This is a genomic window from Dakarella massiliensis, assembly GCF_001182045.1.
Classification (GTDB): Bacteria; Pseudomonadota; Gammaproteobacteria; order Burkholderiales; family Burkholderiaceae_F; genus Mesosutterella; species Mesosutterella massiliensis.
On the sequence record NZ_CVTY01000005.1, the window covers coordinates 44,815 to 66,884 of the forward strand.

The 22,070-nt window shown below is 56.8% G+C and carries 31 protein-coding genes; all 31 read right to left on the reverse strand.

Going from position 1 to position 22,070, the window contains the following annotated elements:
• Positions 1-12 precede the first annotated feature (12 nt).
• Entirely contained in the window at positions 13-636 is a 624-nt protein-coding gene (rpsD, locus tag BN1936_RS01835; RefSeq protein WP_022442757.1) for a 30S ribosomal protein S4, read from the reverse strand.
• Between the two features lie 90 nt (positions 637-726).
• Positions 727-1,137, reverse strand: coding sequence for a 30S ribosomal protein S11 (gene rpsK / locus BN1936_RS01840; RefSeq protein ID WP_022442758.1), 411 nt, complete (start codon positions 1,135-1,137; stop codon positions 727-729).
• Between the two features lie 14 nt (positions 1,138-1,151).
• A complete protein-coding gene (rpsM, locus tag BN1936_RS01845; RefSeq protein ID WP_022442759.1) occupies positions 1,152-1,517 on the reverse strand; it encodes a 30S ribosomal protein S13 in 366 nt (121 codons plus the stop codon).
• Between the two features lie 16 nt (positions 1,518-1,533).
• Positions 1,534-1,647, reverse strand: a complete 114-nt coding sequence (gene rpmJ / locus BN1936_RS01850) for a 50S ribosomal protein L36 (protein ID WP_049686664.1) — start codon at positions 1,645-1,647, stop codon at positions 1,534-1,536.
• A gap of 213 nt (positions 1,648-1,860) precedes the next feature.
• Positions 1,861-3,186 carry a preprotein translocase subunit SecY gene (gene secY, locus BN1936_RS01855; RefSeq protein WP_049686529.1) on the reverse strand — a complete coding sequence of 442 codons (1,326 nt, stop codon included), beginning with the start codon at positions 3,184-3,186 and terminating at the stop codon, positions 1,861-1,863.
• 21 nt (positions 3,187-3,207) lie between these two features.
• A complete protein-coding gene (rplO, locus tag BN1936_RS01860; RefSeq protein ID WP_022442973.1) occupies positions 3,208-3,645 on the reverse strand; it encodes a 50S ribosomal protein L15 in 438 nt (145 codons plus the stop codon).
• A 14-nt stretch (positions 3,646-3,659) separates the two neighbouring features.
• Positions 3,660-3,842, reverse strand: coding sequence for a 50S ribosomal protein L30 (gene rpmD / locus BN1936_RS01865; RefSeq protein ID WP_022442974.1), 183 nt, complete (start codon positions 3,840-3,842; stop codon positions 3,660-3,662).
• Between the two features lie 17 nt (positions 3,843-3,859).
• Positions 3,860-4,375, reverse strand: coding sequence for a 30S ribosomal protein S5 (gene rpsE, locus BN1936_RS01870; RefSeq protein ID WP_022442975.1), 516 nt, complete (start codon positions 4,373-4,375; stop codon positions 3,860-3,862).
• A gap of 12 nt (positions 4,376-4,387) precedes the next feature.
• On the reverse strand, positions 4,388-4,756 hold the full coding sequence (gene rplR / locus BN1936_RS01875; RefSeq protein WP_022442976.1) for a 50S ribosomal protein L18: 369 nt from the start codon (positions 4,754-4,756) through the stop codon (positions 4,388-4,390).
• 11 nt (positions 4,757-4,767) lie between these two features.
• Positions 4,768-5,301, reverse strand: a complete 534-nt coding sequence (gene rplF / locus BN1936_RS01880; protein ID WP_022442977.1) for a 50S ribosomal protein L6 — start codon at positions 5,299-5,301, stop codon at positions 4,768-4,770.
• A gap of 14 nt (positions 5,302-5,315) precedes the next feature.
• Entirely contained in the window at positions 5,316-5,711 is a 396-nt protein-coding gene (rpsH, locus tag BN1936_RS01885; RefSeq protein ID WP_022442978.1) for a 30S ribosomal protein S8, read from the reverse strand.
• Positions 5,712-5,726: 15 nt separating this feature from the next.
• The gene (rpsN, locus tag BN1936_RS01890) at positions 5,727-6,032 is read right to left on the reverse strand and encodes a 30S ribosomal protein S14 (protein WP_022442979.1); all 306 of its coding nucleotides are present in this window, start codon (positions 6,030-6,032) and stop codon (positions 5,727-5,729) included.
• A gap of 12 nt (positions 6,033-6,044) precedes the next feature.
• Positions 6,045-6,584, reverse strand: coding sequence for a 50S ribosomal protein L5 (gene rplE / locus BN1936_RS01895; protein ID WP_022442980.1), 540 nt, complete (start codon positions 6,582-6,584; stop codon positions 6,045-6,047).
• A 9-nt stretch (positions 6,585-6,593) separates the two neighbouring features.
• Positions 6,594-6,911, reverse strand: a complete 318-nt coding sequence (gene rplX / locus BN1936_RS01900; protein ID WP_022442981.1) for a 50S ribosomal protein L24 — start codon at positions 6,909-6,911, stop codon at positions 6,594-6,596.
• A gap of 11 nt (positions 6,912-6,922) precedes the next feature.
• Entirely contained in the window at positions 6,923-7,291 is a 369-nt protein-coding gene (gene rplN, locus BN1936_RS01905) for a 50S ribosomal protein L14 (protein ID WP_022442982.1), read from the reverse strand.
• A gap of 506 nt (positions 7,292-7,797) precedes the next feature.
• Positions 7,798-8,073: a 30S ribosomal protein S17 gene (rpsQ, locus tag BN1936_RS01910; protein ID WP_049686530.1), complete on the reverse strand. Its 276-nt coding sequence runs from the start codon at positions 8,071-8,073 to the stop codon at positions 7,798-7,800.
• Positions 8,073-8,264 carry a 50S ribosomal protein L29 gene (rpmC, locus tag BN1936_RS01915; RefSeq protein ID WP_022442725.1) on the reverse strand — a complete coding sequence of 64 codons (192 nt, stop codon included), beginning with the start codon at positions 8,262-8,264 and terminating at the stop codon, positions 8,073-8,075. The genes rpsQ and rpmC overlap by 1 nt, the downstream gene beginning before the upstream one ends.
• A gap of 12 nt (positions 8,265-8,276) precedes the next feature.
• On the reverse strand, positions 8,277-8,693 hold the full coding sequence (gene rplP, locus BN1936_RS01920; protein WP_022442724.1) for a 50S ribosomal protein L16: 417 nt from the start codon (positions 8,691-8,693) through the stop codon (positions 8,277-8,279).
• 3 nt (positions 8,694-8,696) lie between these two features.
• Positions 8,697-9,476, reverse strand: coding sequence for a 30S ribosomal protein S3 (gene rpsC, locus BN1936_RS01925; RefSeq protein ID WP_022442723.1), 780 nt, complete (start codon positions 9,474-9,476; stop codon positions 8,697-8,699).
• 9 nt (positions 9,477-9,485) lie between these two features.
• Positions 9,486-9,830 carry a 50S ribosomal protein L22 gene (gene rplV, locus BN1936_RS01930; RefSeq protein ID WP_174703611.1) on the reverse strand — a complete coding sequence of 115 codons (345 nt, stop codon included), beginning with the start codon at positions 9,828-9,830 and terminating at the stop codon, positions 9,486-9,488.
• Between the two features lie 6 nt (positions 9,831-9,836).
• Entirely contained in the window at positions 9,837-10,109 is a 273-nt protein-coding gene (gene rpsS, locus BN1936_RS01935) for a 30S ribosomal protein S19 (protein WP_022442721.1), read from the reverse strand.
• 10 nt (positions 10,110-10,119) lie between these two features.
• Positions 10,120-10,947, reverse strand: a complete 828-nt coding sequence (gene rplB / locus BN1936_RS01940; protein ID WP_022442720.1) for a 50S ribosomal protein L2 — start codon at positions 10,945-10,947, stop codon at positions 10,120-10,122.
• On the reverse strand, positions 10,947-11,246 hold the full coding sequence (gene rplW, locus BN1936_RS01945) for a 50S ribosomal protein L23 (protein WP_022442719.1): 300 nt from the start codon (positions 11,244-11,246) through the stop codon (positions 10,947-10,949). The genes rplB and rplW overlap by 1 nt, the downstream gene beginning before the upstream one ends.
• Positions 11,243-11,866, reverse strand: coding sequence for a 50S ribosomal protein L4 (gene rplD, locus BN1936_RS01950; RefSeq protein ID WP_022442718.1), 624 nt, complete (start codon positions 11,864-11,866; stop codon positions 11,243-11,245). The genes rplW and rplD overlap by 4 nt, the downstream gene beginning before the upstream one ends.
• Positions 11,867-11,877: 11 nt before the next feature.
• On the reverse strand, positions 11,878-12,522 hold the full coding sequence (gene rplC, locus BN1936_RS01955; protein WP_022442717.1) for a 50S ribosomal protein L3: 645 nt from the start codon (positions 12,520-12,522) through the stop codon (positions 11,878-11,880).
• Between the two features lie 134 nt (positions 12,523-12,656).
• Entirely contained in the window at positions 12,657-12,968 is a 312-nt protein-coding gene (gene rpsJ, locus BN1936_RS01960) for a 30S ribosomal protein S10 (RefSeq protein ID WP_022442716.1), read from the reverse strand.
• 118 nt (positions 12,969-13,086) lie between these two features.
• Positions 13,087-14,280 carry an elongation factor Tu gene (gene tuf, locus BN1936_RS01965; protein ID WP_049686531.1) on the reverse strand — a complete coding sequence of 398 codons (1,194 nt, stop codon included), beginning with the start codon at positions 14,278-14,280 and terminating at the stop codon, positions 13,087-13,089.
• 56 nt (positions 14,281-14,336) lie between these two features.
• On the reverse strand, positions 14,337-16,439 hold the full coding sequence (gene fusA, locus BN1936_RS01970; protein ID WP_022442691.1) for an elongation factor G: 2,103 nt from the start codon (positions 16,437-16,439) through the stop codon (positions 14,337-14,339).
• A gap of 66 nt (positions 16,440-16,505) precedes the next feature.
• The gene (gene rpsG, locus BN1936_RS01975) at positions 16,506-16,976 is read right to left on the reverse strand and encodes a 30S ribosomal protein S7 (protein WP_022442690.1); all 471 of its coding nucleotides are present in this window, start codon (positions 16,974-16,976) and stop codon (positions 16,506-16,508) included.
• A 139-nt stretch (positions 16,977-17,115) separates the two neighbouring features.
• A complete protein-coding gene (rpsL, locus tag BN1936_RS01980) occupies positions 17,116-17,493 on the reverse strand; it encodes a 30S ribosomal protein S12 (protein WP_022442689.1) in 378 nt (125 codons plus the stop codon).
• A gap of 288 nt (positions 17,494-17,781) precedes the next feature.
• The gene (gene rpoC, locus BN1936_RS01985) at positions 17,782-22,062 is read right to left on the reverse strand and encodes a DNA-directed RNA polymerase subunit beta' (protein WP_022442688.1); all 4,281 of its coding nucleotides are present in this window, start codon (positions 22,060-22,062) and stop codon (positions 17,782-17,784) included.
• Positions 22,063-22,070: the final 8 nt, after the last annotated feature.

A 22,070-nucleotide genomic window follows, 5' to 3' on the forward strand; every position in this document is an offset into this window, starting at 1 on the left:
TCAGGGGCCTGATTAACGAGAGTACAGTTCGACGACGAGCTGTTCGTTCACATCAGGATCGAATTCCTGACGCTCAGGCAGGTTCTTGAAGGTGCCTTCAAACTTCTTGGCATCGACGGCAACCCAGCTGGGCATAGAGCCGGCGGCGAGTTCAAGAGCCTCAGCGATACGGGCCTGCTTACGGGCCTTTTCGCGGATGGAGACAACATCCCCGGGCTTAACCGAGGCGGAAGGAATATTCACGCGATTGCCATTGACAGCGATCGCGCCGTGGCTCACAAGCTGACGAGCTTCTGCACGGGTGGATGCAAAGCCCATACGGTAAACCACGTTGTCAAGACGGCTCTCGAGGAGCAGCAGCAGGTTGGTACCGGTGTTGCCGCGCATCGCTTCGGCGTTCTTGAAATAACGGCGGAACTGACGCTCGAGCAGACCGTAAATACGCTTGACCTTCTGCTTTTCGCGAAGCTGGTTGCCGTAGTCCGACATACGAGTGCCGGAAACTTTGCCGTGCTGGCCCGGCTTAGTATTAGCATCCTTCACTTTGTCTTCGAAGGGACGGCGGGCGCTCTTAAGGTTAAGATCGCCCCCTTCGCGACGCGAAAGCTTGAGCTTGGGACCGAGATAACGTGCCATTTAAAATTAGCCTCTCTTATCCTGCGGATAAAACCGCATTCAGTCTTTTCTCCCGGTTGTGGAGAAAGGACACGGAAAAATTAAAAGAAATTAAACGCGACGGCGCTTCGACGGACGAACGCCATTGTGCGGAACCGGGGTCACATCCTGGATGGAGGTAACGCGGATGCCGAGGGCATTCAGAGCGCGGATGCTGCTTTCACGTCCCGGGCCGGGCCCGAAAACCTGAACGTCAACGTTCTTAAGACCATATTCAAGAGCCGTACGGCCAGCCTTTTCGCTAGCAACCTGTGCAGCGAAAGACGTGGACTTACGGGAGCCCTTGAAACCCTGAGCGCCGGAGGAGGACGCCGCAATGACGTTGCCCTGGCGATCAGTGATCGTGATGATAGTGTTGTTGAAGGACGCGTGGACGTGAGCGACGCCTTCCGTCACAACCTTGCGAACCTTCTTACGACCGCGAGCCGAAGCCGCGGAATTTTTATTAGTGTTGCCAGCCATGCTAATCCTCTAAATTACTTCTTAAGCGTGACACCAACCTTGCGCGGGCCCTTGCGGGTACGGGCATTGGTGCGGGTACGCTGACCACGGCAGGGCAGACCGCGACGATGCCGCATGCCACGATAAGTACCGAGGTCGATCAGACGCTTGATCGAAAGCTGAATTTCACGACGGAGGTCACCCTCGACGACGAACTTCGAGACCGCATCACGGATCTTTTCGAGTTCTTCATCATTGAGGTCCTTGACCAACTTGGACTGCGGGATTCCGCAAACATCACAGATGTCGCGAGCACGGGTGAGACCGATACCATAGATGGCGGTCAGACCGATCACGGCATGCTGATTCGGCGGAATATTAATACCGGCGATACGAGCCATTTTTTACTTTACCTCTTTAGCCTTGACGCTGCTTGTGACGCGGGTCGCTGCAGATCACGCGCACAACACCCTTGCGCTTAACGATCTTGCAGTTACGGCACATGCGTTTAACCGAAGCTGCTACCTTCATTTTCATCTCCATCCATACCCTCACGGGCATGAGATCTGATGCATTCTGACAGAAACGAGCGAGCATAAACCATTTTTCAGTTTTGCACAAGCTGAAAAGGGATGTAGTGCATCCTTTTCAACTCTTTAGGCGCAATTCCTACTGGATGGGTGCTCCCCGTTTCGCCAGATCAGCGGTTTGCAGAAACCGCCTGCATCCTTTATTACGCCGGGATCACATCCCCCGGCCAAAACCTTGGAAGTTAGTCTTCCTCAGCAAACTTTCATACTGGTGGGACATCAGATAGGCCTGAACCTGGCTCATAAAGTCCATCGCGACCACCACAACGATCAGCAGGGAAGTGCCGCCGAAGTAGAAGGGCACATTGAACTTCAGATTGAGGAACTCAGGAACCAAGCAGACGAACACCAGGTAAATTGCACCACTCAGGGTCAGACGCTGAAGCACACGATCGATGTACTTGGCAGTCTGGTCGCCAGGACGAATGCCGGGGATGAACGCCCCACCCTTCTTCAGGTTGTCTGCCGTTTCTTTCGGATTGAAAACCAGAGCCGTATAGAAATAGGCAAAGAACACGATCAGCGTTGCATAAAGCAGCGTGTAGATCGGCTGTCCCGGAGCGAGAGACGCAGCCAGGTCACGGAGCCAGCGATTGGAATCACTGGCCGTCATCCAGCCCGCGACCGTAGCCGGGAACAGAATCAGGGAGGAAGCGAAAATCGGCGGAATCACGTTCGCCATATTGATCTTGAGAGGCAGGTACGTAGACTGGCCTCCCATGATCCGACGGCCAACCTGCCGACGCGCGTAATTCACCGTAATACGGCGCTGTCCGCGTTCCATAAACACCACGAAGGCGGTCACAGCCAGCACGACAGCGATCACGAAGATCGCCGCGAGCGGGTTGATAGCGCCGGTGCTCACCAACTGCATCAGGCCGGTAGCTGCGTTGGGGAGACCCGCCACAATACCAGCGAAGATGATGATGGAGATACCGTTGCCAAGACCGCGTTCCGTAATCTGCTCACCAAGCCACATGAGGAACATGGTCCCCGTGACGAGGGAAACAACGCAGGAGAACTGGAACACGAAGCCCGGATTGATAACCAGGCCAGGCTGGGTCTGAAGGGCCGCGGAAATACCGAAAGCCTGGAACAGACCCAGGAAGAGCGTCGTGTAACGCGTGTACTGAGTGATCTTTCTTCGTCCGGACTCTCCCTCTTTGCGGAGAGCTTCGAGCGAGGGCATCACGTAGGACAGCATCTGCAGAATAATGGCTGCAGAAATGTACGGCATGATACCCAGCGCGAAAAGCGAGAACCGCGAGAGAGCGCCACCGGAGAACATGTTGAACAGCCCGAGAATGCCGCCCTGCTGCTGATTGAACAGCTGCTGGAGCATATCAGGATCAATTCCCGGAACCGGTATGTGAGCACCGATCCGGTAGACGACGAGCGCAAGCGCAAGGAACACCAGACGCTGTTTCAGGTCTGTGTACTTCCCCTTGCTCTGCTCCTTAGTTTTACGGCTGTACGCCACGTTCTGCCCCTAGTGAAGAAATTACTCTGCGATCACCGTGCCACCGGCAGCCTCAATGGCGGCCTTGGCACCCTTCGTCACCTTGAGACCACGAACCGTAACCTTGCGGGTGATGGCACCGGACAGGATCACGCGGGCTTCAGCGGTGAGAGGAGACACGACATTCGCGTTCTTCAGAACGAGCAGATCAATCTCTTCAACGGGCAGCGCTTCGAGGTCGCTCAGGCGGACTTCTTCCACGAACCGATGGGTAAGGGAAGTAAAGCCACGCTTCGGCAGACGACGATAAATCGGCATCTGGCCGCCTTCGAAACCAACCTTGTGGAAGCCGCCAGCACGGGACTTCTGACCTTTGTGACCACGGGTCGCAGTCTTGCCCATGCCGGAACCAACGCCACGACCGACACGGCGGATCGAAGCCTTGGAGCCTTCAGCGGGCTTAATCGTATTCAAACGCATTTTTTATCCTCGGATCATTCGGCACGGACAAGGTACGAAACCTTGTTGATCATGCCACGGACCGCGGGCGTGTCTTCCAGCTCGCGAGTCTGACGGATCTTCTTGAGTCCCAGGCCCAGCACCGTAGCGCGGTGATCGGCCTTGCAGCCGATCGGGCTGCGGACCAGGGTAACCTTTACAGTCTTCTTGTCAGCCATTTCCAATATCTCCTGAATTAGCCAACAATCTCTTCGACCGTCTTGCCGCGCTTGGCAGCAATTTCAGCCGGAGACCGCATGTTGTTCAGAGCATCAAAGGTCGCACGAACCATGTTGTAGGGATTCGAGGAGCCGTAGCACTTGGCGTACACGTCGGTGATACCGATCGCGTCGCAGACAGCGCGCATCGGGCCGCCGGCAATGATACCGGTACCTTCAGGGGCCGGACGGAGCATCACGCGGGAAGCGCCGTGATGGCCTTCGACGGTGTGGAAGACGGTTCCGTGATTCAGCGGGAACTTCTTCATGTCGTGACGGGCACGATCCATGGCCTTCTGAACGGCAGCGGGGACTTCACGGGACTTGCCCTTGCCCATGCCAACACGGCCTTCGCCATCACCCACAACCGTGAGAGCGGCGAACGCCAGGATACGGCCGCCCTTGACGACCTTGGTGACGCGGTTGACCGCAATCATCTTCTCGCGGAAGCCGTCATCAGCAGCTGCCGCATTCTTACCTTGAAACTTAGCCATTGTGCTCAGTCCTTAGAACTTGAGACCGGCTTCGCGCGCGGCCTCGGCCAGCGCAGCAACGCGGCCGTGATAACGGTATCCGGAACGGTCGAAAGCGCAGGATTCAATGCCAGCCGCCTTCGCCTTTTCAGCGATGCGGGTGCCAATGATCTTGGCTGCATTCACGTTGCCGCCGTTGCTCTTAGCAGCAGCCAGCTGGTCGCGAACTTCACGCTCAACCGTGGAGGCAGAAACGAGCACGCGGCCGCCGTCGGCGCTGATGATGCTCGCGTAGATGTGCAGGTTGGTACGATGGATCGAAAGACGATTCACCTTCTGCAGCTTGATGCGGGCACGCGTAGCACGCGCGCGACGCTGACGGCTTTTCTCTTTGTTAATCATATCCGTCTCGCTTATTTCTTCTTAGTTTCTTTCAGGATCACAACTTCGTTCTCGTACCGAATGCCCTTGCCCTTATAGGGTTCCGGCTTGCGGTAGTTGCGAATGACAGCTGCAGTCTGGCCAACTTTCTGCTTATCGGCACCGAACAGCACGATGGAGGTCGGCGTCGGGGTCTTCACAGTCACGCCTTCGGGCATTTCATGCACGACGGGGTGGGAGAAGCCGAGAGAAAGGTTAAGCTTCTGACCCTGAGCCTGGGCACGATAGCCCACGCCAACCAGCGTCAGAGTCTTGGTAAAGCCAACAGAAACACCGGTGTTCATCGAACGGACGAGAGCCGTCATCGTGCCGGAGTTCTGGTTCGATTCACGGGATTCATCCTTCGCAGCGAAGTGAAGGGTGTTGCCGTCCTGCTTGATTTCAACAAGCGGAAGGATGTGAGTCGAAACTTCGCCGACCTTGCCCTTGAGGGTAAGGCTATCGGCAGTAATCTTGCAGTCGACACCGGAAGCAAGGACGACCGGAATTCTTGCAATTCGCGACATTCTTTATCTCCCGATTAAGCGACGTAGCACAGGACTTCACCACCCACGCCAGCAGCGCGAGCAGCACGGTCAGTCATAACACCCTTCGGGGTGGAGACGATCGCAACACCAAGGCCGTTCATGACCTGGGGGATGTCCTGATGGTTCTTGTAAATACGGAGGCCAGGGCGAGAGACGCGCTCAATGCGCTCAATCACCGGGCGACCGGCATAGTACTTCAGGCCAATGTGCAGTTCAGCCTTGCCGTCAATAGCGACAACAGAAAAACCGTCGATATAGCCTTCGTCTTTCAAAACCTGGGCAATAGCCACCTTCAGCTTGGAGGAGGGCATCGCCACTTCCGTCTTGTCGACAATCTGACCATTGCGAATGCGGGTCAGCATATCGGCGATCGGATCACTCATGCTCATTGCGTATCTCCTCGCTTACCAGCTAGCCTTGACCAGGCCGGGAATGTCACCGCGCATAGCGGCATCACGAATCATGGAACGGGAAAGTCCGAACTTGCGGAAGTTTCCACGCGGACGGCCCGTCAGGGTGCAGCGGTTGCGCAGGCGAACCGGGGAGGTATCGCGGGGCAGAGCCTGCAGCTGGGCACGTGCTTCCATGCGCTCTTCCATAGAGCGGGTAGCGTCATTGATAATCGCCTTGAGGGCAGCACGCTTGGCAGCGAACTTAGCGACAGTTGCTTCACGCTTCTTTTCGCGATTAATAAGTGCGAGTTTAGCCATTTGTTACCTGCCTCAATTGCGGAACGGGAAGTTGAACCCGGCGAGCAGAGCCTTGGACTCTTCGTCGGTCTTCGCCGTAGTAGTAATACTGATGTTCATACCGCGGACAGCATCGATCTTGTCGTACTCGATTTCCGGGAAGATGATCTGTTCACGGAGACCGATGTTGTAGTTGCCGCGGCCGTCAAAAGCACGGCCAGAAACGCCACGGAAGTCACGAACGCGCGGGAAGGCGATCGTCACGAGGCGGTCCAGGAAGTCATACATACGCTCGCCGCGCAGCGTGACCATGCAGCCGATCGGCATGCCTTCGCGGATCTTGAAGTTCGCGATGGCCTTGCGGGTGTACGTGATAACCGGCTTCTGGCCAGCGATCTTGGTCATATCGCCAACGGCGTTGTCGACGACCTTCTTATCATTCACCGCTTCGCCAACACCCATGTTCAGGGTGATCTTGGTGATGCGGGGCACTTCCATAATGGACTTGTAGCCGAACTTCTTGGTCAGTTCGGGAACAATCTTTTCGGAGTACAGAGTATGAAAACGAGACATCTTGACTCCTTACGCCTTGGCGCCGACGACAGAACCGTCCTTGAACACACGGACTTTCTTGCCATCAACGATCTTAAAGGACACGCGTTCACCCTTCTTGGAAGCCGGGTTGAACAGCATGACATTGCTCTGGTCGATCGGCATGGTCTTGTCAACAATGCCGCCAGGCTGATTGATCATCGGGTTCGGGCGGACAGCCTTCTTAACGACGTTCACGCCTTCAACGAGGATGTGTCGTTCATCAACGCGGGCAGTTACCGTGCCCTTGGTGCCCTTGTACTTACCAGTGGTAACGATGACTTCGTCACCTTTACGGATACGCTGCATCGTTACGCTCCTTAGATCACTTCAGGAGCAAGCGACACGATCTTCATGAACTTCTCGGTACGCAGTTCGCGCGTGACCGGTCCGAAGATACGGGTGCCGATAGGCTCCTTCTTATTGTCAAGCAGAACGGCCGCATTCTTGTCGAAGCGAATGCAGGAGCCGTCCGGACGGCGGATGGCGGCGGCGGTGCGAACTACGACTGCGTCATAGACTTCGCCCTTCTTGACACGGCCGCGGGGGGCAGCGTCCTTAACCGTCACTTTGATAATGTCACCAACGGTGGCATAGCGACGCTTTGAGCCGCCAAGCACCTTGATACACATTACTGAACGAGCGCCGGTGTTGTCGGCGACGTCCAGATTGGTTTGCATCTGAATCATGGCTACAAATACCCAACTTATGCCGCAAAATGCGGACAGTATTGGTCCCGTACGGGAGAAAGCTGGAACAGTTCAATGTAGGAAACATCGGCCATCCCAACTGTGAGCTGACTTTTCAAAAAGCATTCTTGAAAAGTAGAGTTTAGGATTATGCCCTAAATTTTCAATGTTTGCAACTCGAGGCCGCCAGTTTCATCGGGACCGATTTGATAACAGGGTCAACCAGTTAGGAAGACGGCTGCTACCTCGGTTTCTGCAGTCTTTCGCAGCCTTTTGAGAGGCTTCAGAAGAGTGAAACATCCCTCAGACTGATTTCGGGACTGCAAGAATTGAGCAGTATAGTTGATCTTCCCGAGTGTTGCAACGAGGAAAGCTTACTTTTTTGAGCTGAAAAGAATTTTCCACGCTCCTTTCCTCTTTTCCCGGGGCCCTCCAGGCAAAGTAAAAGCGCCGGCAGAATTTCTTCTGACCGGCGCTTTCAGATTCAATATCTGCCGAGGCAGGTATTAGATCTTAACAGCCTTGTGCACGATGCGGACGAGGTTCCAGTGAACCGTCTTGGAAATCGGGCGGGTAGCCGCGATTTCAACCGTATCGCCTTCCGCTGCGGAATTGGCTTCGTCATGCACGTGGACCTTGTTGGTCTTCGTGACATACTTGCCATACAGCGGATGCTTAACACGACGCTCAACCAGGACGGTGATCGTTTTGTCCATCTTGTCGCTCACCACCACGCCCGTGAGGGTGTGGCCGAGAGTCTTTTCAACTTTTTCTTCGGTCATTATTTAGCCACCTTCTGAGCGAGAATCGTCTTGATACGCGCGATTTCATGACGCGTATTGCGAATCTGGTTGGTGTTATGAAGCTGCTGCGTGGCCTTCTGCAGGCGGAGCTTGAAAAGGGCTTCGCCCTGTTCGTTCAGCTCTTTCTTAAGTCCAGCTACGTCGAGCTCTTTGAGTTCTTTAACGTCCATTGCCGTCTCTCCTTACATGCCGATCTGGCGAACAACGAACGTGGTCTTCACCGGCAGCTTGGCAGCAGCCAGAGCAAAGGCTTCACGAGCCACGGACTCATCCACGCCGTCCATTTCATAGAGCACACGACCCGGCTGAATCTGGGCGACCCAGTATTCAGGATTGCCCTTACCGTTGCCCATACGAACTTCAGCGGGCTTGGTGGAAATGGGCTTGTCCGGGAAGATGCGGATCCATACACGACCACCACGCTTAATGTGGCGGGTAATCGCACGACGGGCCGCCTCAATCTGACGGGCCGTGATGCGACCGCGTTCGAGCGCCTTCAGGCCGAAGTCGCCGAATGCAACATTCGCGCCGCGCGTGGCCAGGCCGGGATTACGGCCCTTCTGGTCCTTGCGGTACTTAGTGCGGTTGGGTTGCAGCATTGCTTATTCTCCGTCTTTGGCCGGAGCCGCAGCTTCAGCCTCATTGTTACGACGCGCAGAGCCGCGGCGAGCACCCGTACGGGACGGACGATCGCCGTTGTTGCGACGGCCACGACGGCCTTCGCGTTCAGGAGCCGGTTCCATCGCGGCATCGACACCAAAATCGTCACCCTTGTAGATCCAAACCTTGACACCCACCACACCGTAGGTGGTGTGGGCTTCGGCGAAGCCGTAGTCAATGTTGGCACGAAGGGTCTGAAGCGGCACACGGCCTTCGCGGTACCATTCGGTACGGGCGATTTCAGCGCCATTCAGACGACCAGAGGACATGATCTTGATGCCCTTGGCACCGAGACGCATCGCGTTCTGCATAGCGCGCTTCATGGCGCGGCGGAACATAATGCGCTTCTCGAGCTGCTGGGTGATGGACTCAGCAACGAGCTTGGCGCACAGATCAGGACGGCGGATTTCTTCGATGTCGACGTGAACAGGCACGCCCATCATCTTCTGAACTTCAGCCTTCAGGACCTCGATATCAGCACCCTGCTTGCCGATCACAATGCCCGGACGGGCCGTGTAGATCGTGATGCGGGCGTTGTTAGCCGGACGCTCAATGAGGATACGGCCAACAGAGGCGTTCTTCAGCTTCTTTTCCAGGAAGCTGCGAACCTTCAGATCTTCACCCAGCGTGCGGGAGAAGTTGCGGCCAACCGCATACCAGCGAGACGTCCAGTTGCGCGTCACCGGAAGACGGAAGCCGTTGGGATTAATTTTCTGACCCATAATTCACCTTTACTTAGCTTTCGCGTCACTGACCGTCACGAAGACGTGAGCGGTCTGCTTGCCGATACGGCAACCGCGGCCCTTGGCGCGCGCCTGGAAACGACGCAGCGTCGAAGCCTTCTCGACGTAAATCTTGGAGACATACAGCTCATCGATGTCGGCACCAAAATTGTGCTCGGCGTTGGCAATGGCAGATTCCAGAGCCTTCTTGATGATGACTGCAGCTTTCTTCTGGGTGAAGTTCAGGATGTTCAGAGCCTTATCCACGGGCTTCCCGCGGACGAGGTCTGCAACCAGACGGCCACGCTGGGCCGACAGGCGCACACCGCGAACAATAGCAGTAGTTTCCATCATTTCCCCTTACTTCTTATCTGCAGCGGCAGTGTGACCATGGAAGGTACGAGTCATAGCAAATTCGCCCAGCTTATGACCAACCATGTTCTCATTGATGTACACCGGAACGTGCTGACGGCCGTTATGAACGGCGATCGTCAGACCAATCATTTCCGGAACGATGGTAGAACGACGGGACCAAGTCTTGAGCGGGCGCTTATCGCGGCTCTCCTGGGCCTTGGTAACCTTTTTCATCAGGGAAGCGTCTACAAACGGTCCCTTTTTCAGCGAACGAGACATTTACGCCCCCTTATTTCCGATAACGACGCTGGACAATCATGTTGTCCGTGCGCTTGTTGTTACGAGTGCGATAGCCACGGGTAAGCTGACCCCAAGGAGTCACAGGCGCGCGACCGGTACCGGTCTTGCCTTCACCACCGCCGTGCGGATGGTCAACCGGGTTCATCGCAACACCACGGACCGTCGGGCGGATACCACGCCAACGCTTCGCACCGGCCTTGCCGAGTTCACGCAGGTTGTGGTCGTCGTTGGAAACCGTGCCGATCGTCGCGCGGCATTCAATGCCGATGCGGCGGACTTCACCGGAACGCAGACGCACCTGAGCGTACTCGCCTTCACGGGCGATCAGCTGAGCGTAGGAACCAGCAGCACGAGCAAGCTGAGCGCCTTTACCCGGGAAGAGTTCGACGCAGCAAATCGTCGTACCAACCGGAATATTGCGGAGCGGCAGGCAGTTGCCAACCTTGATCTCAGCTTCGGAACCGTTCACCAGCTTGTCGCCAGCCTTCAGGCCCTTCGGGGCGATGATGTAGCGGCGTTCGCCGTCAGCGAACAGCACGAGAGCGATATGAGCGGTACGGTTCGGATCGTATTCAATACGCTCGACGCGGGCGGGAATGCCGTCCTTGTTACGAACGAAGTCAACGATACGATAAGCACGCTTGTGGCCGCCACCCTTATGACGAGTGGTGATGTGACCGTAGTTGTCACGGCCGTCAATGCGGTTCTTCTTTTCGGTCAGAGCAGCAAACGGCTTGCCCTTATGGAGTTCCGGGTGAACGACCTTGACCATGTGGCGACGTCCAGCGGACGTCGGCTTCATGCTGACGAGAGCCATTACTTCACCTCCTGCGCGAAGTTAATGTCCTGACCAGGCTTGAGGCACACATAAGCCTTGCGGACGTCGGAACGACGACCCTCAAAGCGGCCAAAGCGCTTCTGCTTGCCCTTCAGGTTGATGACCTGGACGGATTCGACCTGCACCTTGAACAGCAGTTCGACAGCGTCCTTCACTTCCTTCTTGGTCGCGTCTTTCACAACGCGGAAGGCGATCTGGTTATTCTTGTCGGCGAGCATCGTGCTCTTTTCAGAGACGATCGGGCCAACCAGCACCCTGTTAAGACGTTCCTGGCTCATCCCAGCATCTCCTCGAGCTTAGCGACCGCAGCCTTTTCAACCACAACCTTCTTGTAGTGAATCAGGGACAGCGGATCAGCGTAACGCGGCGTGACGACAGAAACGTTCTTCAGATTGCGGGAAGCAAGGTAAAGATTGTCGCTGACATCGTTGGCAATAAACAGTGCAGAATCGGCAACACCCAGAGCCTTGGCCTTGGCAGCAAACGCCTTGGTCTTCGGGGTATCCACATCGAGAGAATCAACCACGACGAGGCGGCCGTCAGCAACGAGCTTCGAAAGAATCGAGGCGATCGCGGCGCGGTACATCTTCTTGTTGATCTTCTGGCTGAAGTTTTCTTCAGGCAGATTCGGGAACGCACGGCCACCCTTACGCCACAGCGGAGAAGAGGTCATACCAGCGCGAGCGCGGCCGGTGCCCTTCTGCTTGAACGGCTTCTTGGTGGAATGATGCACTTCAGCACGAGTCAGCTGAGCGCGGGTGCCCTGGCGGGCATTGGCCATGTAAGCGACGACGATCTGATGAATCAGGGCTTCGTTGTACTCACGACCAAACACGGCGTCAGAAGCCGCAACCTTCGCGGTTTCCTGGCCCTGTTCATTAATAACATTCAGTTCCATTCGGTCGCTCCTTAAGCCTTGACAGCGGGACGAACAATGACCTGGCCATTCTTGGCACCAGGCACTGCGCCGCGGACGAGAAGCAGGCCACGGGCGGCATCAACGCGGGCCACAACCAGATTCTGGGTGGTGCGCTGCACATCGCCGAGATGACCAGCCATACGCTTGCCGGGGAACACGCGGCCCGGGTCCTGACGATTACCGGTAGAACCGGGAGAATTCGTCGTAACCGAGTTACCGTGCGTAGCGCGACCGGACTTGAAGTGGTGACGCTTGATGACGCCGGCGAAGCCCTTACCAATCGTGTGAGCGGTCACATCGACCTTTTCACCGACCGTGAAGATTTCGACGCTCAGAGTCTGGCCAGCCTTGAACTCGGCGACCTTATCAGCATCAACGTGAAATTCTTTAAGAGAAGAACCGGCTTCGACGCCGGCTTTGGCGAACTGGCCCGCAAGAGCCTTCGTCACGCGGCTGGGACGGCGGGTACCAAACGCAACCTGGATCGCGTTGTAACCATCGGTAGCTTCCGTCTTAACAGCTGTGACTCGGTTGTTCGACACATCGAGCACCGTCACGGGAACGGAAACACCTTCCTCCGTGAAAATGCGCGTCATGCCGACCTTGCGACCAACAAGGCCAAGCTTATCACTCATTATTTTCTCCACCCCGGCTACGATTGGCCGGGACCGTTACTAAAAAACACCACCAATAGAGCCTTGGCGGCAAAAAAGAGGTGCGATTTTAACCCGATACAGAATTTCCTGCAACCGGGTTGGTTCAAAGCTGATTACTCAACCTTGATCTTGACATCCACGCCCGCGGGAAGATCAAGCTTCATCAGGGCATCAACGGTCTTATCCGTCGGATCAATGATGTCCATCAGACGCTGGTGCGTACGGATCTCGAACTGATCACGGCTCGTCTTGTTGACGTGCGGCGAACGGAGAATATCGAAACGCTGGAAGCGGGTGGGAAGGGGAACCGGGCCGCGAACGACGGCGCCAGTACGTTTGGCGGTATCAACGATTTCCTGAGCGGACTGGTCGATAAGTTTGTAATCGTAGGCCTTCAGGCGAATACGGATGCGCTGGGACTGCATTTTCTAGTATATCCTGCAAAAAAGAACATAAAAAGAACAACAGGATCGGGAGTATATCCCGATCCTGTGCATCATGTCAACTGATTTAGATCAGCTAACTGATTCTTTCGTAAAAGTATTACTCGATGATCTTGGCAACCACACCGGCACCAACCGTGTGACCACCTTCACGAATAGCGAAGCGCAGACCTTCTTCCATAGCGATCGGGGCGATCAGCGTCACGGTCATCGTGGTGTTGTCGCCAGGCATCACCATTTCAGTGCCTTCCGGCAGCTCGATCGTGCCAGTCACGTCCGTCGTACGGAAGTAGAACTGCGGACGATAGCCCTTGAAGAACGGGGTATGACGGCCGCCTTCTTCCTTCTTCAGAACGTACACCTGAGCAGCGAACTTGGTGTGCGGGGTGATCGTGCCGGGCTTGGCCACAACCTGGCCGCGCTCGACGTCTTCACGCTTCGTACCACGCAGCAGGCAGCCGATGTTGTCGCCAGCCTCGCCTTCGTCGAGGAGCTTGCGGAACATTTCAACGCCCGTGCAGGTCGTCTTCTGGGTCGGCTTGATACCGACGATTTCGATTTCATCGCCGACGTGGATGATGCCGCGTTCCACACGGCCGGTCACCACGGTGCCGCGGCCAGAGATGGAGAACACGTCTTCGATCGGCATCAGGAACGGCTTGTCGAGTTCACGGACGGGTTCCGGGAAGTAGGAATCCATCGTGTCGGCCAGCTTGAGGACGGACGGAACGCCGTACTCGGACTGATCGCCTTCGAGGGCGAGCTTGGCGGAACCGCGGATGACGGGGATGTCGTCGCCCGGGAACTTGTACTCGGTCAGCAGTTCGCGAACTTCCATCTCGACGAGTTCGAGCAGTTCGGGATCGTCAACCAGGTCGCACTTGTTCAGGTAAACGATGATGTTCGGCACGCCGACCTGACGGGCGAGCAGGATGTGCTCACGGGTCTGGGGCATCGGGCCGTCGGAAGCAGCCACCACCAGGATGGCACCGTCCATCTGAGCGGCACCCGTGATCATGTTCTTCACATAGTCAGCGTGCCCCGGGCAGTCAACGTGAGCGTAGTGACGCTTTTCGGTCTCGTACTCAACGTGAGCGGAGTTAATCGTAATACCACGGGACTTTTCTTCAGGAGCCGCGTCAATCTGATCATAGGCGAGAGCCGCGCCGCCGAACTTCTGGGCGAGGACGGTCGTCAGAGCGGCCGTCAGGGTGGTCTTGCCGTGGTCAACGTGACCAATCGTGCCCACGTTCACGTGGGGCTTGCTACGTACATACTTCTCTTTTTCTGCCATTTTCTATCCTTGTTGGATTCGCGGAACTGATTGTTTATTTTATCAGTTACGCAAGGTTACTTAGCTTTTTCAGCAATCACAGCTTCAGCCACGTTACGCGGGGTTTCCTCGTAGTGGTCGAATTCCATGACATAGGTTGCACGGCCCTTCGTGAGAGAACGCAGACGGGTCGCGTAGCCGAACATTTCAGCCAGCGGAACCATCGCGCGGATGGCCTTGCCGCCGCCCTGCTGATCATCCATGCCGTCGATCTTGCCGCGGCGGGAAGAAAGGTCACCGACGACGTCGCCCATGTACTCTTCAGGCGTTTCGACTTCAACCTTCATGATCGGCTCGAGCAGAACCGGGTTGCCTTCACGCATACCGTCCTTGAACGCCATCGAGCCGGCGATCTTGAACGCGTTTTCGTTCGAGTCAACTTCGTGGTAAGAACCGAAATACAGCGTAGCCTTGACGTCAACCACCGGGTAGCCGGCCAGCACGCCAGCCTTCAGGGCATCTTCAATACCCTTCTGGACCGCGGGGATGTACTCACGCGGAACCACGCCGCCCTTAATGGCGTCAACGAATTCGAAGCCCTTGCCGGCAGGCTGCGGCTCCAGCTTCAGCACAACGTGACCGTACTGGCCGCGGCCGCCCGTCTGCTTGACGAACTTGCATTCGGCCTTTTCAACCACGGAGCGGATCGTTTCACGGTAAGCAACCTGGGGCTTGCCAACGGTGGCTTCGACGTTGAATTCACGACGCATACGGTCAACCAGCACGTCGAGGTGGAGCTCGCCCATACCGGAAATAATGGTCTGGCCGGATTCTTCATCGGTGTGCACGCGGAAGGACGGATCTTCCTGAGCCAGGCGGCTGAGGGCGAGAGCCATCTTTTCCTGGTCGGCCTTGGTCTTCGGCTCAACAGCCTCAGAAATAACCGGATCCGGGAATTCCATCTTTTCAAGGATCACCGGGTGCTCGGGGTCGCACAGCGTGTCGCCCGTGGTCACGGTCTTCAGGCCGACGGCAGCAGCAATATCGCCTGCCTCAACCTGCTTGATTTCGTGACGCTGGTTGGCGTGCATCTGCAGCAGACGGCCGAGACGTTCCTTCTTGTCCTTCGTGGAGTTCAGCACGGTTTCGCCGGAAACCATAATGCCGGAATACACGCGGATGAAGGAGATCTGACCAACGAACGGGTCCGTCATGATCTTGAAGACCAGAGCGCTGGAGAAGTCGTTGTCGTCAGTGTGGCGGAGAACCGGCTTGTCATCGAGGTCGAAGCCCTGGACCGGCGGAATGTCGATCGGGGACGGGAGGAACTCAACGACGGCGTCGAGCATGCGCTGCACGCCCTTGTTCTTGAAGGCGGAGCCGCAAAGCATCGGCTGAACCTTGTTCGCGATCGTCAGAACGCGCAGACCCTGAACGACTTCTTCGTTCGAGAGCGTGCCGTTCTCGAGGTACTTGTCCATCAGCTCGTCAGAAGCTTCAGCGGCAGACTCGATCATCTTCTCGCGCCATTCGTTGGCGGAGTCAACGAGATCAGCGGGGATGTCTTCGTAGTCGAACTTCATGCCCTGGCTGGCTTCGTCCCAGATGATGGCCTTCATTTCGAGAAGGTCAACAACGCCGCGGAAGTTGTCTTCAGCACCAACCGGAATCACGACCGGCACGGGGTTGCCGTGCAGACGGTTCTTGATCTGATCGTAAACGCGGAAGAAGTTCGCGCCGACGCGGTCCATCTTGTTCACGAACGCGATACGCGGCACGTGATAACGCTCGGCCTGACGCCAAACGGTTTCGGACTGGGGCTGAACGCCGCCGACGGAGTCATAAACCATGACGGCGCCGTCGAGCACGCGCAGGGAACGTTCCACTTCAACAGTGAAGTCCACGTGCCCAGGGGTGTCGATGATGTTGAAACGGTAGGCGTCCGGGTACTGCATCTTCATGCCGTGCCAGTAGCAGGTGGTGCAGGCGGAGGTAATCGTGATGCCACGTTCCTGTTCCTGCTCCATCCAGTCCATCGTCGCCGCGCCATCATGCACTTCGCCGATCTTGTGGTTTACGCCGGTGTAATACAGAATGCGCTCGGTCGTGGTCGTCTTGCCCGCGTCAATGTGGGCAGAGATGCCAATGTTGCGATAGCGCTCAATCGGAGTGGTACGCATAGTTTGATTTGTCCTTTTCTGGACAGAAAGCGGGGATTTCGTCTTTCTGCCCAGAACTTAAATGGATTAGAAGCGGAAATGAGAGAAGGCCTTGTTGGCTTCAGCCATACGATGGACTTCGTCACGCTTCTTCACGGCACCGCCGCGACCTTCGGAAGCGTCAAGCAGCTCGCCGGCGAGGCGGAGCGGCATGGACTTTTCAGAGCGGCTCTTGGCAGCTTCACGGAGCCAGCGCATGGCCAGAGCCATACGACGGACCGGACGGATCTCAACCGGAACCTGGTAGTTGGCACCGCCGACTCGGCGGCTCTTCACTTCAACCAACGGACGGACGTTATTGAGTGCAGTGGTGAAAACTTCCAGGGGGTCCTTACCGGACTTCTCTCCGATCTGCTTCAGGGCGCCGTAAACGATGCGCTCTGCGACGGCCTTCTTGCCGTCCAGCATGATCACGTTAACAAACTTGGTAATTTCAACGCTACCGAACTTAGGATCCGGCAAAACTTCGCGTTTTGGTACTTCACGACGACGGGGCATAATTCCTCTCGTTAAATATCTTCAGTCATTTTGGGCCTTTTCTGGCAGGCCTCGATTTCCAGTAGCCACATGATGCAGGCTGCGACTTACTCGGCACCTGGAGACCATTCTCCTCATGCCGTTTAGCATCGAAAGCTGATTAAGCAGCCTTCGGGCGCTTCGCACCGTACTTGGAGCGGGACTGCTTACGATCCTTCACGCCCTGGGTATCCAGAGAGCCGCGAACGATGTGGTAACGCACACCCGGCAGATCCTTCACACGGCCGCCACGGATCAGAACCACGGAGTGTTCCTGAAGGTTGTGGCCTTCGCCGCCGATGTAGGAAATGACTTCGAAGCCGTTGGTCAGGCGAACCTTCGCAACCTTACGCAGAGCGGAGTTCGGCTTCTTCGGGGTGGTCGTGTAAACACGGGTGCAAACGCCGCGCTTCTGCGGGCTGTTCTTCAGCGCAGGGCTCTTGCTCTTATCATGCGTAAGAGTGCGAGGTTTGCGCACAAGCTGATTAATAGTTGGCATTAAAAACGTCCGTCAAAAAAACTTAAAAGCTTTGAAAATCAAAAACTTTTATAGGTTTAACAATGCAAAAATCTTTCCTCTTCACGCGGTTTGGAGAAACACTCCTCCCCTTGTGGTCGAGAAAAGACATGTGAGTATCGCCTTTAAGTGTGGAATTGTCAAGTTCTGAACAAAAATTTTTTCGTTTAAGCGCTTGAAATATATACCCCTTACGGGCGATCCCCTATGAAAAAGGCCGCCGCAGGATTCTGCGGCGGCCTTCATAAGCCAGAGGCTTAAATACGCGTCTTAGTTGTCAGAGGCCGGAGATTCAGGCTTCTGAGCGGAAGCGCTCTGAGCAGCCTGTTCGGTCGCGACAGCCACCTGTTCAGCAACGGTCGCTTCGGCGAGCGCCTTGGCTTCAGCAGCCTCGGCAGCTTCTCTCGCCTTCACAGCCTTGTGATAGGCAAGGCCGGTACCGGCCGGAATCAGACGGCCGACGATCACGTTTTCCTTCAGGCCGCGCAGGTGGTCAACCTTGCCCATAATGGCGGCTTCGGTGAGCACTCGCGTCGTTTCCTGGAAGGAAGCGGCCGAAATGAAGGAGTCGGTCGAGAGCGAGGCCTTCGTAATACCAAGGAGCAGGTTCTCGTAGGTCGCCGGACGCTTGTTCTGGCTGATCGCTTCGTCGTTCGCGTCGAGGAGTTCAGCGCGTTCGACCTGCTCACCCTGGATGAAGCCCGTGTCGCCCGGATCAGCAACGATCACGCGGCGCAGCATCTGGCGGACGATCACTTCGATGTGCTTATCGTTGATCTTCACACCCTGCAGACGGTACACGTCCTGAACTTCGTCGACGATGTAGCGGGCCAGAGCCTCAATACCGAGCAGACGCAGAATATCATGCGGATCGGCCGGTCCGTCAACGATTTCTTCACCCTTCTGGACCACCTGGCCGTCATGCACCAGCACGGTCTTGTCCTTCGGGATCAGGAATTCGTGATCAACACCTTCGTTATCCGTGATCATCAGACGCTGCTTGCCCTTCGTTTCCTTACCGAAGGTCACCGTACCGGTCACTTCAGCCAGCATACCGGCGTCCTTCGGAGAGCGAGCTTCGAAGAGCTCGGCAACTCGCGGCAGACCGCCCGTAATATCTCGGGTCTTCTGGGATTCAACCGGAATACGGGCAAGCACTTCGCCCTGACCGATTTCCTGACCGTCCTGAACCGTGACCAGAGCGCCAACCGGCAGCTGAATCGTCACAGCGTGGTCCGTACCCGGAATCTTCACCTCATTACCGTTCGCGTCGATCAGGTGGACCAACGGACGCAGCGTGCCGGTGGAGCCGCCCTTCTTCGAACCGTGGCTCGAGGTGGAGCGCTTGGAGTCGATAACAACCTGCGTGGACAGACCGGTCACTTCATCGGTCTGGCTCATCACCGTGACGTTGTCGATCACGTTTTCAAAGCGGATCTTACCGGCGTATTCCGAAATAATCGGACGCGTCATCGGATCCCAGGTCGCCATCTGCTCGCCGGCCTTCACCAGCTGGCCTTCATGCACGGACAGCGTGGCACCGTACTGGATCTTATGACGTTCACGTTCGCGGCCCGTCGTGGCATCCGTCACGACGATTTCGCCGGAACGGGAAATCACCACGAGTTCGCCCTTGTTCGACGTGACGTAGCGCATCGCGGAGGTGAAGTTCACCTTACCGGAGGCCTTCGCTTCAACGCTCGAAGCCACAGCAGCACGGCTCGCCGCACCGCCGATATGGAACGTACGCATCGTCAGCTGCGTGCCCGGTTCACCGATGGACTGAGCAGCGATCACGCCGACCGCTTCGCCTTCGTTCACCAGAGTGCCGCGGCCGAGATCGCGGCCATAGCACTTGGCGCAGATGCCGTGACGGGTTTCACACGTAAGAGGCGTGCGGACCATCACTTCATCAATGCCGGCGGCATCGATCTTGTCGCAGATGTTCTCATCAATCAGCGTGCCAGCGGCAGCGATCAGCTCATCCGTTTCCGGATTGTTGATGTCCTCCGCAGCCACTCGGCCGAAGATACGGTCGCGCAGAGCCTGCACCACATCGCCGGATTCGACGAGAGCGCGCATCTTCACGCCATTCTTCGTGCCGCAGTCCTGCTCCGTAACGACGAGGTCCTGCGTCACATCCACCAGTCGGCGGGTGAGGTAGCCGGAGTTAGCCGTCTTCAGAGCCGTATCGGCCAGACCCTTACGGGCACCGTGGGTCGACACGAAGTACTGCAGAACGTTCAGGCCTTCACGGAAGTTAGCCGTAATAGGCGTTTCAATAATGGAGCCGTCCGGCTTCGCCATCAGGCCTCGCATACCGGCCAGCTGACGGATCTGGGCAGGAGAGCCTCGGGCACCGGAGTCAGCAGCCATGTACACGGCGTTGAACGATTCCTGGGTGGTCTTGTTGCCATGGCGGTCGATAACCGGCTCGACAGACAGATCCTTCATCATGACCTTACCGACTTCATCAGCGGTACGGCCCCAGATGTCCACCACCTTGTTATAGCGTTCGCCCTGCGTCACGAGACCGGAGGTGTACTGGGACTGGATCTCTTCCACTTCCTTCTCAGCGTCATCAACGAGCTTCTGCTTCTCGGCCGGAACCTTCATATCGTCAACGCAGATCGAAATACCGGCCTGCGTGGAGAGGTAGTAGCCGCGGTTCTTCAGAGCGTCAACAAAGTCCACCGTCGCGCGGAGACCGCAGACACGGAAGCAGGTAGAAATCAGACGGGCGATTTCCTTCTTCTTCAGCGTCTTGTTGATGTCGGAGAACTTCATGCCCTTCGGCAGGATTTCGGACAGCAGAGCGCGGCCCGCAGTCGTTTCGACACGGATCGTGCGTTCGTTCGTCTCACCGGTTTCGCGGTTCAGGTCGTACTCCTTCACGCGGACCGTGCAGCGGGTCTGCAGCGTCACGATGCCGGCGGAGAGAGCGCGGCGGACTTCATCCACGTCCTCGAAGAACATGCCTTCGCCAGGCGCGTTGACGCGGGCGCGGGTGCTCCAGTAGAGACCCAGCACCATATCCTGAGACGGAACGTTCGCCGGATCACCGTTAGCCGGGAAGAGGACGTTGTTCGTCGACAGCATCAGCGTACGGGCTTCGGTCTGAGCTTCCAGAGAGAGCGGCACGTGAATAGCCATCTGGTCGCCGTCGAAGTCGGCGTTGAACGGAGCGCAGACGAGCGGCGGGAGCTGGAGAGCCTTGCCGCTGATCAGACGGGGTTCGAACGCCTGAATGCCGAGACGGTGCAGCGTAGGCGCACGGTTCAGCATCACGGGGTGCTCGTAAATCACCTCTTCGAGAATGTCCCAGATCACCGGATCCTGGGTCTCGACCATCTTCTTCGCAGCCTTGATCGTGTTCGCGAGACCACGCATCTCAAGCTTGTTGTAGATGAAGGGCTTGAAGAGCTCGAGAGCCATCGGCTTCGGCACACCGCACTGGTGCATCTTCAGTTCCGGACCCACCGTAATCACGGAACGGCCGGAGTAGTCCACACGCTTACCGAGCAGGTTCTGACGGAAGCGGCCGGACTTACCCTTGATCATGTCAGCGAGAGACTTGAGCGGGCGCTTGTTCGGACCGGTCATCGCCTTGCCGCGGCGGCCGTTGTCGATCAGAGAGTCGACAGCTTCCTGCAGCATGCGCTTTTCGTTGCGCACGATGATGTCCGGGGCCTTCAGCTCGAGCAGACGCTTCAGACGGTTGTTACGGTTGATCACGCGGCGGTACAGATCGTTCAGATCGGAGGTCGCAAAACGGCCGCCGTCGAGCGGCACGAGCGGACGCAGATCCGGCGGCAGCACCGGCAACACCTCGAGAATCATCCATTCCGGATGAATTCCGGAACGATGGAAGCCTTCGAGGACCTTCAGGCGCTTCGCGTACTTCTTGATCTTCGCGTCGGAATTGGTTTCCTTCAGCTCCGTGCGCAGCGTCTCGATTTCCTTCGGAATATCGATAGACTTCAGCAGCTCACGGATTGCCTCGGCACCCATCATGGCCTTGAATTCGTCACCGAACTCTTCGGTCTTCGCGGCGTAATCGTCTTCGGTGAGGAGCTGGCCGCGCTTCAGCGGGGTCATGCCCGGATCAACAACGATATAGGCTTCGAAGTACAGCACGCGTTCGATATCGCGCAGCGGGATATCGAGCACCATGCCCATGCGGGACGGCAGGCTCTTCAGGAACCAGATGTGAGCCACCGGGCTCGCGAGCTCGATGTGGCCCATGCGTTCGCGGCGCACCTTGGACAGCGTCACTTCGACGCCGCACTTCTCGCAGACGACGCCGCGATGCTTCATGCGCTTGTACTTACCGCAAAGGCACTCGTAGTCCTTGATCGGCCCGAAAATACGGCAGCAGAAAAGACCATCACGCTCCGGCTTAAAGGTGCGGTAATTGATCGTTTCCGGCTTCTTCACTTCGCCGTAAGACCACTCACGGATCTTTTCCGGCGAAGCGATCGAAATGCGCAGGGCATCAAAGTGATTGTCCTGCTGCACCTGCTGAAACAGATTGAGAAAGGCGTTATTCATCTCGAAAA

Coding starts and splice junctions, on each gene's coding strand:
- rpsK (WP_022442758.1), bottom strand. CDS start 1,137: ATGGCTGGCAACACTAATAAAAATTCCGCGGCTTCGGCTCGCGGTCGT.
- rplX (WP_022442981.1), bottom strand. CDS start 6,911: ATGCAGCGTATCCGTAAAGGTGACGAAGTCATCGTTACCACTGGTAAG.
- rpmJ (WP_049686664.1), bottom strand. CDS start 1,647: ATGAAGGTAGCAGCTTCGGTTAAACGCATGTGCCGTAACTGCAAGATC.
- rpmC (WP_022442725.1), bottom strand. CDS start 8,264: ATGGACGTTAAAGAACTCAAAGAGCTCGACGTAGCTGGACTTAAGAAA.
- rpoC (WP_022442688.1), bottom strand. CDS start 22,062: ATGAATAACGCCTTTCTCAATCTGTTTCAGCAGGTGCAGCAGGACAAT.
- rplO (WP_022442973.1), bottom strand. CDS start 3,645: ATGCGTTTGAATACGATTAAGCCCGCTGAAGGCTCCAAGGCTTCGATC.
- rpsG (WP_022442690.1), bottom strand. CDS start 16,976: ATGCCCCGTCGTCGTGAAGTACCAAAACGCGAAGTTTTGCCGGATCCT.
- rplD (WP_022442718.1), bottom strand. CDS start 11,866: ATGGAACTGAATGTTATTAATGAACAGGGCCAGGAAACCGCGAAGGTT.
- rpsL (WP_022442689.1), bottom strand. CDS start 17,493: ATGCCAACTATTAATCAGCTTGTGCGCAAACCTCGCACTCTTACGCAT.
- rplB (WP_022442720.1), bottom strand. CDS start 10,947: ATGGCTCTCGTCAGCATGAAGCCGACGTCCGCTGGACGTCGCCACATG.
- rplN (WP_022442982.1), bottom strand. CDS start 7,291: ATGATTCAGATGCAAACCAATCTGGACGTCGCCGACAACACCGGCGCT.
- rplP (WP_022442724.1), bottom strand. CDS start 8,693: ATGCTGCAACCCAACCGCACTAAGTACCGCAAGGACCAGAAGGGCCGT.
- rpsJ (WP_022442716.1), bottom strand. CDS start 12,968: ATGCAGTCCCAGCGCATCCGTATTCGCCTGAAGGCCTACGATTACAAA.
- rplW (WP_022442719.1), bottom strand. CDS start 11,246: ATGAGCCAGGAACGTCTTAACAGGGTGCTGGTTGGCCCGATCGTCTCT.
- rplC (WP_022442717.1), bottom strand. CDS start 12,522: ATGAGTGATAAGCTTGGCCTTGTTGGTCGCAAGGTCGGCATGACGCGC.
- rplR (WP_022442976.1), bottom strand. CDS start 4,756: ATGATTAACAAAGAGAAAAGCCGTCAGCGTCGCGCGCGTGCTACGCGT.
- rplV (WP_174703611.1), bottom strand. CDS start 9,830: ATGATGGAAACTACTGCTATTGTTCGCGGTGTGCGCCTGTCGGCCCAG.
- rplE (WP_022442980.1), bottom strand. CDS start 6,584: ATGTCTCGTTTTCATACTCTGTACTCCGAAAAGATTGTTCCCGAACTG.
- rplF (WP_022442977.1), bottom strand. CDS start 5,301: ATGTCGCGAATTGCAAGAATTCCGGTCGTCCTTGCTTCCGGTGTCGAC.
- rpsC (WP_022442723.1), bottom strand. CDS start 9,476: ATGGGTCAGAAAATTAATCCCAACGGCTTCCGTCTTCCGGTGACGCGC.
- rpsM (WP_022442759.1), bottom strand. CDS start 1,517: ATGGCTCGTATCGCCGGTATTAATATTCCGCCGAATCAGCATGCCGTG.
- tuf (WP_049686531.1), bottom strand. CDS start 14,280: ATGGCAGAAAAAGAGAAGTATGTACGTAGCAAGCCCCACGTGAACGTG.
- rpmD (WP_022442974.1), bottom strand. CDS start 3,842: ATGGCTGACAAGAAGACTGTAAAGGTTACCCTGGTCCGCAGCCCGATC.
- rpsQ (WP_049686530.1), bottom strand. CDS start 8,073: ATGACCGAAGAAAAAGTTGAAAAGACTCTCGGCCACACCCTCACGGGC.
- fusA (WP_022442691.1), bottom strand. CDS start 16,439: ATGCGTACCACTCCGATTGAGCGCTATCGCAACATTGGCATCTCTGCC.
- rpsS (WP_022442721.1), bottom strand. CDS start 10,109: ATGTCTCGTTCGCTGAAAAAGGGACCGTTTGTAGACGCTTCCCTGATG.
- rpsN (WP_022442979.1), bottom strand. CDS start 6,032: ATGGCTAAACTCGCACTTATTAATCGCGAAAAGAAGCGTGAAGCAACT.
- rpsD (WP_022442757.1), bottom strand. CDS start 636: ATGGCACGTTATCTCGGTCCCAAGCTCAAGCTTTCGCGTCGCGAAGGG.
- rpsH (WP_022442978.1), bottom strand. CDS start 5,711: ATGAGCATGAGTGATCCGATCGCCGATATGCTGACCCGCATTCGCAAT.
- rpsE (WP_022442975.1), bottom strand. CDS start 4,375: ATGGCTAAGTTTCAAGGTAAGAATGCGGCAGCTGCTGATGACGGCTTC.